This is a genomic window from Kribbella qitaiheensis (genome assembly GCF_042657745.1).
Lineage (GTDB): Bacteria > Actinomycetota > Actinomycetes > Propionibacteriales > Kribbellaceae > Kribbella > Kribbella qitaiheensis.
Genome location: NZ_JBHSKE010000031.1, coordinates 15,332 through 28,780, shown reverse-complemented (window position 1 = coordinate 28,780; position 13,449 = coordinate 15,332). Strand labels below are relative to the sequence as shown.

Genomic DNA, 13,449 nt, shown 5'->3' with positions numbered 1-13,449 from the left:
CGGGCGCGAGGCACGCTCACAGCCCGTAGCGTCGGGGTCATTACAGGGGCTCTGAGGGGGCAACGGGATGACGACCCGAATCAACGCTATGCCACGTGCTGTACCGGTCGAAGACATCGCGGTGCCGTTCGCGGACTGTTACATCTCGGCCGAGGCGCAGGCGGCGGTGATGCGCGTACTGCGGTCCGGCTGGGTGACCACCGGCAAGGAGGTGGCCGCCTTCGAAACCGAGTTCGCGAGGTACGTCGGCGCGGAGCACGCGGTGGCCGTCTCTTCGTGCACACACGGGATCGAGCTCGCGCTGCGATCGTTCGGCCTGCCGCGTGGAGCGCTGGTCCTCACCTCGACGATGACGTTCTGTGGCGCTGTCCAGGCGATCGTGCACGCCGGACTGCACCCGGTTCTAGTCGATGTGGACGCGGTCACCGGTATGCCGACGCCCGCCACGGTGCGGGAGGCCGTGCGGGCTTTCGGGCAGCCGGCGGCGATGACGGTCGTGCACTGGGCCGGTGATCTCGCGGACGTGCCGGCTCTGGCCGAGGCGGCGGGACTGACGCTGGATCAGGTCGTCGTCGATGCGGCCCACGCGATCGGTACGTATGCCGGGTCGACACCGATCGGGTCGGAGTGCGCAGCGACCTGTTTCTCCTTCTACGCAACGAAGAACCTGCCGCTCGGTGAGGGTGGCATGGTCTCAACCAACGATCCTGGGCGGGCCGGATGGTTGCGTCGGGCCCGTTTGCACGGAATGACCGCCGATGCCTGGCGCCGCTACCTGCCCGGCGGCGGCTGGCGCTACGACGTCGCCGAGGCGGGCCTGAAAGCGAACATGACCGACATCCAGGCGGCGATGGGACGTGCGCAACTCGCCCACCTGCCGGCCTGGCAACGCCGCCGGGCGCAGATCGCCGCACGGTACGACGACCTGCTGGCTTCCCAGCCCGGCATCGGGCTCCCCCACCGTCCCGAACCCGGGACCGGCACGCACGCCTGGCATCTGTACCCGATCCGATTGGCACCGGGTATTGAGCGGGACGAGGTGATCGCCGAGCTCACCGGGCGAGGCATCGGCACCTCGGTGCACTTCATCCCGGTCCACCGGCTCACGTACTTCGGCCAGCTCGCGTCGATCCCACCCGGCGGGATGACCGGGGCGGAGAGGTTGTTCGACCAACTGCTGTCGCTGCCGATCCATCCCCGGCTGGCCGACGGCCAGATCCATGCCGTCTGCGCGGCGTTGACAGACGCCACGCATCGGCGGTTGTCCAGAAAGGGAGCGGAATGAGTCAGCCTGTGCTGCTACGGCAAGACGAGAAGAACCTGCTGCGGACCATCGTGGTCGGGGCCGGTGAGGCCGGCCTCGCCCTGGCCCGCGACCTGCACCGGGTCAGCTCGTTCGGACTGGATCCGGTGGGCTTCCTCGACGACGACGACGCGAAACAGGGCCGGCGGTTCGGGGGACGCCGGGTGCTGGGAACGCTGGCGGATCTCGAGGAGGTGCTGGAACGCAACCGTATCGACGTCGTCGTGGTCGCCATTCCTTCGATGCCATCTCACCAGGTGAAGCAGCTCGGGCTGCGAGCGGCCGCGCAGGGCGTCACAGTGCTGCACCTGCCGCCCTTCCTCTCGGCTCTGCAGCGCCAGATCGCGGGGACGGACATGCGCGCGCTTCAGGTAGGCCCGCTGATCGGCCGGCCCGAGATGCACGTGGTCAGCCGCGGCGCGGCCGAAGCGGTGGCGGGCAAGCGGGTCCTGATCACCGGCGCCGGCGGCTCGATCGGCAGCGAGCTGTGCCGCCAGGTCTATGGCTTCGGGCCCGCCGTACTCATCATGCTCGACCACGACGAGTCCAATCTGCACCGGACTCAGCTCGAGCTGTGGGGCGAGGCGTTGCTCGACACCGAGAGCACCGTCGTCGCCGACATCCGCGACGGCGAGCGGATCCACCAACTGTTCCGCGACCACCGTCCGCAGATCGTCTTCCACGCGGCGGCGCTGAAGCACCTGCCCGTCCTCGAACGCCATCCCTGCGAAGGCGTGAAGTCGAACGTCCGCGGCACCGAGAACCTGGTCGAGGCCGCGATCGCGTACGACGTCGAGCGGTTCGTGCTGATCTCCACCGACAAGGCGGCCAACCCCGCCTCGGTGCTAGGGGCAACCAAACGGCTGGCCGAGCTGGTCCTGGAGGCACACCACGGGTCGGACACCGTGCTGACGGCGGTCCGGTTCGGCAACGTGCTCGGCAGCCGTGGCTCGCTCCTGCACGTGGTCCGCGACCAGCTCGCCAGCGGCTCCGAGGTGACTGTCACCCACCCGGACGTGAACCGCTTCTTCATGACCATCGAGGAGGCCGTCGGGCTGGTCCTCGAAGCGGCCCGGATGGCCGACGGCTCATCGACGTACGTGCTCGACATGGGTGTGCCGGTCCGGATCGTCGACCTGGTCCGCAACTTCGCGAACCTGCTCAACATCCGCGACGTGAGGTTCAGGTACACGGGTCTGCGTCCGGGCGAGAAGCTCACCGAGGAGCTGTTCGGCTGCGAAGAGGAAGCGTTGCCGACGGATCATCCGCGGATCTCGATGACGCGGCCGCCCCGTGCCGTCCCCGGCTTCCGGGCCGGCCTGCACGAGCTGTACGACGCCGCCGCGCACAACCGGCCCGACGAGGTGTTCCGGCACCTGCGCCGGCTCGTCCCGGAGTACACGCCGGCTCCAGGCCTGATGTCCGCGGTCACCGCGGGAGCGCCGTACCCGGACGACTTCTGAGCATAGATCCACCAGCGACCACCTGCGACGACTGCGAGTAGAGATGACCACTGAGGCCAGGCCACCCCTGAACGTCCGCGTCCTCGACGCCACCGTCCCCCACACCCCGACGGTCTTCGACGACACCAGCCTCCTGCCGGTTGACCCCACCACGGTATCGGTGCTGAGTCATCGGATCGAGGGCGCGGACCTGGCCGCCCCACCGGTTGTGCTACCCGACTTCCACCACAAGTCCAAGATGGAGCTGCCGTCCAGCGTCGCCGTCGCGACCACCGGCACCATCCGCCCCGACCTGACCAGCTCGTCGGTGAACTGCGGGATGGCGTTGATCGCCGTCGACTCCGAGGTTCCGGACGACCGGGCGATCGACACCTTCATCCGGGCCGTCCGGGAGCGTTACCCCTACCCCACGCAGGGCACCCGGGAGCTGTCCCGCTCGGAGGTGGTCAGCGCGGTCAAGGACGGGTCGGAGTTCAGCGTCGACCGGTGGGGCGCGCCCGCCGACGACCTGGAGCGGATCGAAGAGGGCGGGCGGCTCGAGCTCGAGCGCTACGGCGGCATCGATCGGCTGCAGTCCGAGCTGCCCGGCGTCGCCTTCCAGCTGGCCCGCTACCGGTTCGGCACCGTCGGTCCGTCGAACCACTTCGTCGAGCTCCAGCGGGTCGAGGAGATCCTCGACCCGGAGCGGGCGGCGAAGCTCGGCGTGACCGAGGGTCAGCTGACCATCCAGTACCACGGTGGTGGCGGCGTCTTCACCGGCGAGATCGGCCGGCTCTTCTTCCGTCGCAAGGACTACCCGCGACAGATCAAGGCGGTGAACGCGGCGCTCAAGCCGTGGTTCCACCTGCGGTCGGCCAGGTCCTTCGCGCAGCTCAAGGCCCGGCTGAGCCTCTACTTCACCGACGGCTGTACTCCGCTCGAGCTGGCCGGCGACGAAGGTCAGCGCCTGATGCTGGCTACCGCGGCCGCGATGAACTACGGCTTCGCCTTCCGTACTGCGACGTACGCCGCGCTCCGGAAGATCGCGGCCGAGTCCTTCGGCAGTGCCACCGGGCGTCTCGTCGTCGACTCGCCCCACAACAGCATCTACGAGGAACCCGTCGGTCACTCGACGGCCGTGATCCACCGGCACAACGCCTGCCGAGCCTTCCCCGCCGGCATGATGACGCCCGGCACAACCTTCGCGGAAACCGGGCAAGCCGTGCTGCTCCCCGGCACGCACCGCACCTCCAGCTACCTCGCGGTGGCCGGGGACAAGGCGTCGGCCAGCCTGTACTCCGCGTGCCACGGCGCCGGCACCGTCGTCAAGGATCTCGTCACCCGGGGCATCTCCGGCAACGACCCGCTCGGCCGCAGAACGCGCCGCTATCGCTACGACGACGGCGCTCCGGGCGACGCGTTCCACTTCGACGATCGCGGTGTCGACGCCGCCCTCGACGTCCTCGTCCGCAACGGCCTGGTCAAGCCTGTCGCGCGGATGCGGCCCGTAGCAGTCCTCCACTGACAACTCGTTCCGACGCGGGAGAGATCATGAACAGACGGCTCAAGCAACTGGCGGCCGGATCGGTCATGATCCTCACCATGTCCAGCCTGGCGGTGGTCACGAGCGGCTCGGCGGCCGCGGCCGGCACCGGCTACTGGGTGGACAACACGGCGGCCAACTGCAGCGACACCCTGGCGACCGCGGGCACCCAGACAGTGCCTTTCTGCACGGTCACACAAGGCACCAAGAAGGCGATCGCGCCGGGTGACATCGTGCATGTCGCGCCCGGGACCTATCGGGAGCAGGTCACCGTCAACGCGTCCGGTACCGCCACTGATCCGATCACCGTGACCGGCGACGGCCCGGGTGTCGTCATTCTCGGTACTCGTGCCCTCGGCACGGCGGCCCTGTGGACTGCCACGAGTACGACGGCGTGGAGTACGCCCTACGCGCCGCCATCGCCGCCACGACAGGTCTTCCTGGACGGCCAGCGCCTCTCCGCCGCGGCCTCGGCGACCACGACCACGCCGAACAGCTGGTTCTACGACGCGACCGCCAAGGTCCTGTATGTCGACGCCGGTGGCGCCAATCCCGGCGACGGCCACCAGATCGAGGCCGGCGCCCAGTCGTTCGGCATTACCGCGAGCAGCCGGCAGAACCTTGTCATCAGCAACCTCGAGGTGATCCGTCCGAACTTCGCCGGCGTCCGGCTGCTCTCCTCGTCCGCGACGACGATCGACCACGTCACCGCGTCCCAGTCGGCCAGCAACGGCATCCTGATCGACACGTCTCCTGGTGGCGGCATCGCTGTCCGCGCGGCCGCTGTGGACGGCTCGCTGTCCACCGGCATCCGGATCGCCGGCTCCAGCGGGGTCGTCGTCACCGGATCGAGCAGCCACCACAACGGTCTGCACGGGATCGGTCTGTCCACGTCGTCGAACAACGTGATCGACGGCAACGCCACCTACGCGAACACCTCGCCCAGCCCGACGGCCACCTCGGCCGGCATCGACGTGAACACGAACTCCCCCGACAACACGGTCAGCAACAACGTGACGTACCAGAACCAGGACACCGGAGTACAGATCTACAACGGGTCCCACCGCGCTCTCGTCGTTCGCAACATCTCCTACGCCAACGGCGACCACGGATTCGACACGTTGGCGTCCACCGGAGCGCGCTATCTCAACAACACCTCGTACGCGAACCGTCGCGACGGCATCTCCGTCGAGGGTGTGTCCACCGGCGCCACGCTGGCCAACAACCTGACGGTCGACAACGGCGTCACCGCGAACGAGTACAACCTGTACGTCGACGCCGGCTCGCTGCCCGGTTTTGGCGCCGACTACGACACGGCGTTCAACCACACCACGGCCGCGACCACGAAGGTCGGTGGCACCGTCTACCAGAAGTTGTCCGCCTACGCGGCGGCCAGTGGCCAGGAGAGCCACGGGTCGTCGGTGGACCCCGACCTCGTCGACCCCGCGTCGGGAGACTTCCGGCTGACCGCGGGATCGACCGCGGTCGACTCGGCGAACTCCGCCACCACCGGCTTCCACCCGACCGATCCCGCCGGCAACCCGCTCGCCGACGACCCGATCGTGGCGGACACCGGTGCCGGCAGCCCGGCGTACGCCGACCGTGGCGCGCTGGAGTTCCAGCCGGTTGCGGGGGCGACGAACTACGCTCCGCACGCGGCGCTGGTCGTGGACCCTGCCGCCGTGAGCACGCCACCCTCGGTCCCGGTCACCGCCGACGCGAGTGGCTCCAGCGACGCCGACCAGCTCGGCATCGCGACCTACACCTTCGACTTCGGTGACGGCACCGTGGTCGGCCCGCAGGCAGCGCCGACGGCCGCGCACTCCTACGCCGAGCCAGGCAGCTACGCGGTCGCCGTGACCGTCACGGACGGAGCAGGGCTCACCGACTCCGCAAGCGCGCAGGAGGTCGTCAGCACGAGACCTGTCCAGACCTACTCGGTGGAGCAGACCAACCCCGCCTGCACCGACGCCGGCCCGGGCACCGCTGCCGCACCGTTCTGCACGATCGGCGCGGCCACCACGAAGCTCCTCGCCGGCGACACCGCGCTGGTCGGACCTGGCCAGTACCGCGAGCAGGTCACGATCACCCGCAGCGGCGAGCCGGCCAACCCGATCACGCTGAAGGCGACCTCGCCGAGCGCGGTCATCGTCGGCACCAACGACGTCTCCGACGCGGCCGGCTGGACCGCCACCGCGACGACGGCCTGGAAGCACACCTTCGCCGTCGCACCGACACAGGTCTTCCTCGACGGTCAGGCATTGCCCAAGGCAACAAGCGCGACGACGACCACGACCAACAACTGGTTCTATGACGCCGCGACCACGAGCCTGTACGTCGACACGGGCGGCACCAACCCCGCGGCTGGTCATGCGGTCGCCGCGGGCGCTCGCAGCTTCGGCGTCCTGCTGCGCCAGGTCAGCGACATCGCCGTCTCCGGCTTCGCGATTCGCCAGCACAACTTCAACGGCGTCGCGCTGGACCGGACCCAGCGGATCACCCTCGGCGATCTGGACGTCGCCCAGGCCGGGGCTCCCGGCGTCACGGTGGATGCGTCGAGCAACGCGACGCTGACCGGCATCCAGTCGGCCTTCAACCTCTCGATCGGCGTCCGGTTCTTCAACTCCACCGACAGCGAACTGCGGGCTTCGGTCACGCACGAGAACCAGCACCACGGCGTCAGCGTCCAGGGCAGCACACGGGTGACGGTGGCCGGGGTGATCACCTACCTCAACAAGCGGCTGGCGACCCGGATCGCCACCGGCATCGACGTCAGCGCCGCCTCGCAGCAGACGCTGATCGAAGCCAACCTGTCGTACGGCAACGACGATTCCGGCGTCGAGGCCTACAGCGGCTCGACCGATACGACGATCCGTCGCAACGTTGTCTACGACAACGGCGACCACGGCATCGACACATCGTTCGCGCCGACCACGACAGTGCTGTCCAACACTGTCGTCCGCAACGCCACCGCCGGCATCAACTTCGAGGGCGGCTCGACCAACTCCACCAGCCGCGACAACGTGGCGATGGACAACGCCGTCGGCAGTACCCGGACCATCGGCGAGATCCGAGTGGACGAGGCGTCAATCCCGGGCGCCACGCTGAATCGCGACCTGGTCTTCCAGACCGCCGCCGGGGGCGCCCTGTTCGAATGGGCATCGCAGGACTACAGCACGATCGCGGCCTTCCGGACCGCGAGTGGGCAGGAGGCCGCCGGCCAGGCCGCCAACCCGAACTTCGTGAACCTGACCGGCCGTGACCTGCACCTGACCAGCCAATCCCCCGCGATCGATGCCGCCGACACCGGTGTGACCGGCTGGACCGCGACGAACCGCGATGGCACGGCTCCGACCGACCATCCGACAGTCGCGAACACCGGCGTCGGACCGATCCCGTTCGCCGACCTCGGTGCCCTCGAGTACGCCGGACCGGTGGCCCGCGCGATCGTCTCGCCTGCCACCGGGTTCGCACCGCTGGACGTGACGGTGAACGGGTCGACCAGTGTGGCTCTCGGCACACCGATCACGGCGTACCGGATCGTCTGTGGCAACGCAACGGTGCTGACCAGCGCTTCCGGAACCTGCCAGTACGCCGCGGCCGGCACGTTCACGCCGACGGTCACAGTGACGGACGAGTCCGGTCTCAGCGACACCTGGACCAGCGCGCCGATCGTGGTGAAGCCGAACGGGGCGCCGACAGCGAAGCTGACCGCGACGCCGAACCAGGCCTACCGGCCGCAGCAGGTGGTCCTCAACGCGGGCAACTCCTCGGACGCCGACGGCAGGCCGCTGGCCAGCTACACGTTCGACTGCGGGAACGGTCAGACAACAGGTCCGCTGGCCGCCTCGTCGTTCACCTGCAGCTACCAGGATGCCGGGACCTTCACCGCCCGGGTCACAGTTCGCGACACTGACGGCCTGACGAGCACCGCGACGGCCCAGGTCAAGATCCTGGCCGACGTGCCGCCCACGGCCAAACTCATGCTGTCGAAGTCGAGCATCAAGCGGACCCAGACGATCACGGCGGACGCCTCGGGGTCGACCAGCGTCGACAAGTCCCCGATCGCGACCTACCTGTTCAACTGCGGCAATGGTCCGGCCAAGCCGAGCCAGACCGCGCCGACCGCCCTCTGCACCTACACCTCGATCGGGACGTTCACGGTCAACGTGACGGTGACAGACACGGTCGGGCTGGCCGCCTCCGCGACCAAGACGGTGAAGGTGCTCCCGTGATGCACGCCACCGGACGAAGGGCACAGCGATGACCATCGAAGAGATGTTCCGTCGGATCGTGCGGGCCCACCTGGGGATCATCCTGGTGTGCATGCTGCTGCCGGTGGCCGCGGCGATCGCGTTCCAGTCGAGCAAGCCGGCCGTGTCACTTGCGTCGGTCCGGCTCCAGGTGGTCTCCGGGGCGCCGCGGTCGGCGACCGAGGCCGAGGGGATCAGCGGCCGGGTGCTCGCCCTGGCGACGACACCCAGCCTGCTGGGAGCATCGCTCCAGGAGGCCCGCGCGCAGCGCGACGTGGCCGAGTTCGCCGCAACCCATGTCGCGGCGCAGCGGCTCGGCGAGTCGTCGATCGTCGAGCTGAGCGTCACCGACAAGGACCCGATCGCGGCCGGCCAGATCGTAGCCGCCCTGGCCGAGCGGGTCGCCACGTTCATGAACAATGGCGACCGGGCCGCCTTCAACGCGGCGCTGGCCAAGGTGGACAAGCAGGTCGCGGACGCGACGGCGAACCGGGACAAGCTCGTCCTGCAGTTGAAGGGCATTGCCGACGTCAATGCCCGGGCCGACCTCCAGACCCAGATCCAGTCCGCCAGCCAGTTGGTGTCGCAGCTCAGCACCCAGCGGGCCTCGCTGGCGATCGCGGACGCCAACCGCGACATCGTGGTGCCGGTCGGGACCAAGGCGGAGATCAGCCAGGTGCGGTCGGCATTCCTCCCCCAGGCCGCTCTCGCGTTGCTGCTCGGCCTGATACTCGGTCTGACGGCCGCCGCGATTCTGGAGACGATGCATCCTCGCGTGGCGAGTGTGCGGGCCCTGGCGCACCTGTTGCAGGCGCCGGTACTCGGCAAGTCCTCCGAGGACATCAGCTCCTTGCGCAACACGATGGCGCTCGCGGCCCGGCGCCAAGGCGTCGATGCGGTCGTCCTGATGGGCGCCGACGAATCCGATGCCGACACCGTCAGCCAGTTGCTCTTCGCGCTCTCGGGCTTCTCGTCGGCGCCGTACCGGGCGATGAGTCCGTCACCCGGTGGGATGGAGGACGCCGGCAAGCCGAGTGTGCTGGATCTGGACGCACCGTTCGCCAACGTCCGCTTCACCGGGTTGTCCGCTGTCTCACCACAGGACGAGATGACCGCCGGCGTGGTGGTCGTGTCCGGCGGCACCGTGCTGCTGCGGCGGCTCGACGACCTCGACGACGTCCTCAAGGCAGTCCGCTGGCCAGTGCTCGGCATCGTCAGCGGCCCGCCCAAGCGCCGCTTCGGCAGGCTGTTGTGAACACCGCACCCGCCGGCCGGACACTGCTGCACACCGCTGGGCAGCGGGTCACCATCGAAGGCCGGGACGACGCGGTCCGCAAGGTGCTCTCGGCAACGGGCGAGGCCGAGACCACCTGCGCGGATCCGCCCAATCTCGTCATCTCGCTCGAGCAGAGCCGGGAGCGTTTCGACACCCGAGGGAGTGAGCTGATCACTCGCGGCGTGTGGGCGACCCACCGGCGGGAGGCGATCATCGAGAGCGTCGGCGGCTCGGGGTTCAGCCAACTGTGGGCGATCGACGAGGACGGCGTCCGGGTCATCAGCCGCTGGACGCCGTCGACCAAGGAGGCAGCCGCCGCGCGGTTGCTCCCGGCCAGGCACCACGCACTGACCGGGCAGGTGCTCGTGCACTACCCGGCACTCTGGCTGGCCATGCAGCGGGGGCTTGCCCCGCTGCACGTGTCGGTCGTCGAGATCGACGGCGTCGCAGTACTGCTCGCGGGGCCGGGTGGTGTCGGCAAATCCAGTCTGGTTTCCCGTGAGCTGGCAGCGGGCGGCCGGGCGACCTGCGACAACCTCGCCGCCTGCGACGGAACCACGGCGTACGGGCTGGCCGAACCGCTGCGGTTGCCCGCGGAGCTGTCCGACGCCACGGGTCGCAAGACCTTCCACGGCCGCCGGGAACACGGTTGGGCCACCCGGTTGCGAGCACTGCGGCCACAGCTGGTCGTCGTCCTACGTCGCGGCCTGCAGACAGACCCTCGGATCCGGCACATCAGCGAGGCCCGAGCCACCCGGGCCGTCGTTGCGGGCACGTACGCCGCGGGCGAGCTCCGCCGGTTCTGGTCGACCGCTGCCGTTCTCGCGATGGCGACCGGCTGTGGTCCGGCCCACCCACCGATCGAGGAGGTCGCCGCCACCTTCGCCGCAAGGCTGCCGTGCCTGGAGCTCGAGCTCGGCCGGAAGCCCGGCGCCGGCCTGGCCGAACTTCTGCGACCGCACCTCGCTGCTGTCCGCACGAACGGGGTGCACTGATGGCCGGCCGCATCGAGGTCGCGCAGATCGTCACCCGCTTCATCGCCGGAGCGGGCGGCGTCGCCCTGCGCGGGGTGCTGCCGCTGGATCCCGAGCGTTACGCAGTCAGCATCATCACCGGTCAGGGCGGCCCTCTGACCGCGCGGGCCGAGGCCGCCGGATTCCGGGTCGTCCTCGAGCCTTCGCTCGTGTCCCCGCTCTCGCCGCGCGATGACCGGACCGCTCTGCGCAAGCTCACGGACCGCTGCAACGCCGGCGGATTCGACGTGGTCCACACCCACAGCGCGAAGGCGGGAGCACTCGGACGTCTGGCAGCCCACCGTGCCGGAGTGCCGCTGATCGTGCACACCTACCACGGCTTCCCGTTCCACGAGTTCCAGAACCCGGTCCGCAAGGCGGCGTACATCGCGATCGAGCGCAGGCTCGCCACGATCACCGACACGGTCCTCGCGATCGGCACCGGGGTCGCCACCGAGGCATTGCGACGTGGTCTGGCCAGGCCGTCCACGCTGCGCACGATCGCACCCGTTGTCGAGGCGGTCACGGTGCTGAAGACCGAAGAGTCGCGGGCGGCCGCCCGGTCCGCGTTGGGTCTCGTGGGGGATACCCAGGTGGTCGGCACGGTGGGGCGGCTCGACTACCAGAAGGCGCCCGAGCACCTGATCACCGCGATCGCCAGGCTGCGGCATCGGGACACGATCGCGGTGTGGATCGGCTCGGGACCAGGTCTCGCCCAAGCACGGGAGCTTGTTCGGCGCGATGGACTGCTGGACCGCTTCGTGTTCGCGAGTGAGCGCTCCGACGTCGCCGGACTGCTCCCGGCTTTCGACGTGTTCGCGATGGCCAGCCGGTACGAGGGGCTGCCCTGTGCTGTGGTCGAGGCGATGCGGTGCGGTGTTCCCGTCGTGGCGACCGCGGTGAACTCGGTGCCAGACCTGGTCATCCCGGGTGAGAGCGGAGTACTGGTTCCGCCAGGGCGGCCGGAGTTGCTCGCGGCCGCGATCGACGGCGTACTGGACGATCCGCGGACGGCGGAGCGGCTGGTTCAGCACGGGCGGGTGCTGGCGGGTGCGACCTTCGACGCCGCGCGGCTCGCCGAAGTGCTCGACCAGGTCTACTCAGGCGGACGGACCGCCGGTCTGGTGGCGCGATGAGCTTCGCCGAACCGGCCGGCCGGGCCCGGCTCGCGACGTCGCCATGGATGACGCTGTGTCCGCCCGGCACGGTCGAGCTGGATGCCCGCACCATCGACGCGAACGCCGCGGACGAGCTGACGCCTGAACTGCCGATCGTCCTCATCGACCAGCGGCCCTTCAGCCGCCGTCGGCTGCGCAGGACGGCACAGCGGCTGTCGATCGAGATCGAGCGCGAGTTCATCGTGCTGCCGTCCCTGCGACACCCGTTGGTCCTGATCGATGACACCGAGGCCGCGGTCCGGCACTTCTGGACCGCGATCGCGACCGTGCCGCCGGGGCTGGCGATCACCGCCGTGCCTGCGTCCGCGCTGCTGGCGCTGGCGCGAAGCCTGCCCTGGAGCTGGACCGGCGCTGCCTCACCCGGCCGCGCCCTCGTGGGGAGACGACGATGAGCGAAGCACCCCGGGCGATCCACCCCCGGCCGCGCACGGTGCACGACCTCCTGTTCGCGCCTGGCACTCGCGGCGTCCTGATCGCGGCTTCACGCGATCCGGACGCCAAGAGAACGTTCATCGTCACGCCGTCGGCAGGCACCTTCCCGAGTGGTCCGATCGGCGCGGTGGCCATCAAGATCCCAGCCACCTCCGTCGCCGCGACGGCGATCGAGCGCGAGACGAGGATGCTGCTCGAGCTGCGCGACGCCGAACTCGGCAGCATCGCCGAAACCATCCCGCAGTACGTCGAGACCCTCGACAGCGACGGCCGGCCCGCGCTGGTGTCGACCGTCGTGCGCGGCAGGCCGATGAGCGTCGGCTATCACCACTGGATGCATACTGCCCGGCCGCGGGTGGTCGCTGCGGACTTCGCCCTCGCCGGTGGCTGGTTGCGACGGTTTCAGGCCGCGACCGCGGGTGGACGCGGCCGGATCCGCTGGGCAGAGGAGGTCAGCGACCAACTGCGCGACCGGTGGCCTGGCCACCCGCAGCTGGGGGCGGCTCTGATCCGGTTGTCGTCGGCCGATCACCGCCTCGGCGACCAGTGCGTGACCCGCACGATGGTGCACGGCGACTACTGGTTCGGGAATCTCCTGGTGAACGACGGCATGATCACCGGGGTCGTCGACTGGGAGGGCGGCGCCGGCGACGGCTGGCCGCTGCGGGACCTGGTGCGGTTCGCGGTCAGCTACTGCCTCTACCTGGATCGCCATACGCGACCTGGACACAGGGTGCTACGGCACCGCGGCCTCCGGCGTACGGGCTTCGGGCCTGGGATCACCTACGGCTTGCTCGGCCAGGGATGGTTGCCGAACCTCGTCCGTTCGTACCTCCGCGATGGTCTGGCGGCGAGCGGGTTGCCGCCCGAACTGTGGCATGCCGCGGCTCTGGTCGGTCTGGGCGAGGTGGCGGCGCAGGCCAACGACGAGGACTTCGGCAGCGACCACCTCGAGCTGCTGGCGAGTCTGCCACCGTGGCCGACGGGCCAGCAGGAGCGGGGGTGAGCG

Annotated in this window: 9 protein-coding genes; all 9 read left to right on the top strand. The window is 69.6% G+C overall.

Going from position 1 to position 13,449, the window contains the following annotated elements; genetic code table 11:
* Positions 1-67: 67 nt before the first annotated feature.
* From ACFPJ1_RS22000 to ACFPJ1_RS21960, 9 genes are read left to right on the top strand one after another with little or no spacing between them, the layout of a single operon-like run.
* Positions 68-1,285 (top strand): DegT/DnrJ/EryC1/StrS family aminotransferase, encoded by a 1,218-nt coding sequence (locus ACFPJ1_RS22000; RefSeq protein ID WP_380106540.1) that lies wholly within the window; start codon positions 68-70, stop codon positions 1,283-1,285.
* On the top strand, positions 1,282-2,766 hold the full coding sequence (locus ACFPJ1_RS21995) for a polysaccharide biosynthesis protein (protein ID WP_380106539.1): 1,485 nt from the start codon (positions 1,282-1,284) through the stop codon (positions 2,764-2,766). The genes ACFPJ1_RS22000 and ACFPJ1_RS21995 overlap by 4 nt, the downstream gene beginning before the upstream one ends.
* Before the next feature lie 43 nt (positions 2,767-2,809).
* The gene (locus ACFPJ1_RS21990; protein ID WP_380106537.1) at positions 2,810-4,270 is read left to right on the top strand and encodes an RtcB family protein; all 1,461 of its coding nucleotides are present in this window, start codon (positions 2,810-2,812) and stop codon (positions 4,268-4,270) included.
* A 26-nt stretch (positions 4,271-4,296) separates the two neighbouring features.
* The gene (locus ACFPJ1_RS21985; protein WP_380106535.1) at positions 4,297-8,523 is read left to right on the top strand and encodes a right-handed parallel beta-helix repeat-containing protein; all 4,227 of its coding nucleotides are present in this window, start codon (positions 4,297-4,299) and stop codon (positions 8,521-8,523) included.
* A 28-nt stretch (positions 8,524-8,551) separates the two neighbouring features.
* Positions 8,552-9,796: a GumC domain-containing protein gene (locus ACFPJ1_RS21980; protein ID WP_380106533.1), complete on the top strand. Its 1,245-nt coding sequence runs from the start codon at positions 8,552-8,554 to the stop codon at positions 9,794-9,796.
* The gene (locus ACFPJ1_RS21975; RefSeq protein WP_380106532.1) at positions 9,793-10,812 is read left to right on the top strand and encodes a hypothetical protein; all 1,020 of its coding nucleotides are present in this window, start codon (positions 9,793-9,795) and stop codon (positions 10,810-10,812) included. The genes ACFPJ1_RS21980 and ACFPJ1_RS21975 overlap by 4 nt, the downstream gene beginning before the upstream one ends.
* A complete protein-coding gene (locus tag ACFPJ1_RS21970) occupies positions 10,812-11,966 on the top strand; it encodes a glycosyltransferase (protein ID WP_380106530.1) in 1,155 nt (384 codons plus the stop codon). Before ACFPJ1_RS21975 ends, ACFPJ1_RS21970 begins: the two co-directional genes overlap by 1 nt.
* Complete coding sequence (locus ACFPJ1_RS21965) at positions 11,963-12,400, top strand: hypothetical protein (RefSeq protein WP_380106528.1); 438 nt, start codon at positions 11,963-11,965, stop codon at positions 12,398-12,400. The genes ACFPJ1_RS21970 and ACFPJ1_RS21965 overlap by 4 nt, the downstream gene beginning before the upstream one ends.
* The gene (locus tag ACFPJ1_RS21960; RefSeq protein WP_380106526.1) at positions 12,397-13,446 is read left to right on the top strand and encodes an aminoglycoside phosphotransferase family protein; all 1,050 of its coding nucleotides are present in this window, start codon (positions 12,397-12,399) and stop codon (positions 13,444-13,446) included. The genes ACFPJ1_RS21965 and ACFPJ1_RS21960 overlap by 4 nt, the downstream gene beginning before the upstream one ends.
* Positions 13,447-13,449: the final 3 nt, after the last annotated feature.

Excerpts from the sequence above, each read along its gene's own strand:
- ACFPJ1_RS22000 (WP_380106540.1), top strand. The coding sequence starts at position 68 with ATGACGACCCGAATCAACGCTATGCCACGTGCTGTACCGGTCGAAGAC.
- ACFPJ1_RS21995 (WP_380106539.1), top strand. The coding sequence starts at position 1,282 with ATGAGTCAGCCTGTGCTGCTACGGCAAGACGAGAAGAACCTGCTGCGG.
- ACFPJ1_RS21990 (WP_380106537.1), top strand. The coding sequence starts at position 2,810 with ATGACCACTGAGGCCAGGCCACCCCTGAACGTCCGCGTCCTCGACGCC.
- ACFPJ1_RS21985 (WP_380106535.1), top strand. The coding sequence starts at position 4,297 with ATGAACAGACGGCTCAAGCAACTGGCGGCCGGATCGGTCATGATCCTC.
- ACFPJ1_RS21980 (WP_380106533.1), top strand. The coding sequence starts at position 8,552 with ATGACCATCGAAGAGATGTTCCGTCGGATCGTGCGGGCCCACCTGGGG.
- ACFPJ1_RS21970 (WP_380106530.1), top strand. The coding sequence starts at position 10,812 with ATGGCCGGCCGCATCGAGGTCGCGCAGATCGTCACCCGCTTCATCGCC.
- ACFPJ1_RS21965 (WP_380106528.1), top strand. The coding sequence starts at position 11,963 with ATGAGCTTCGCCGAACCGGCCGGCCGGGCCCGGCTCGCGACGTCGCCA.
- ACFPJ1_RS21960 (WP_380106526.1), top strand. The coding sequence starts at position 12,397 with ATGAGCGAAGCACCCCGGGCGATCCACCCCCGGCCGCGCACGGTGCAC.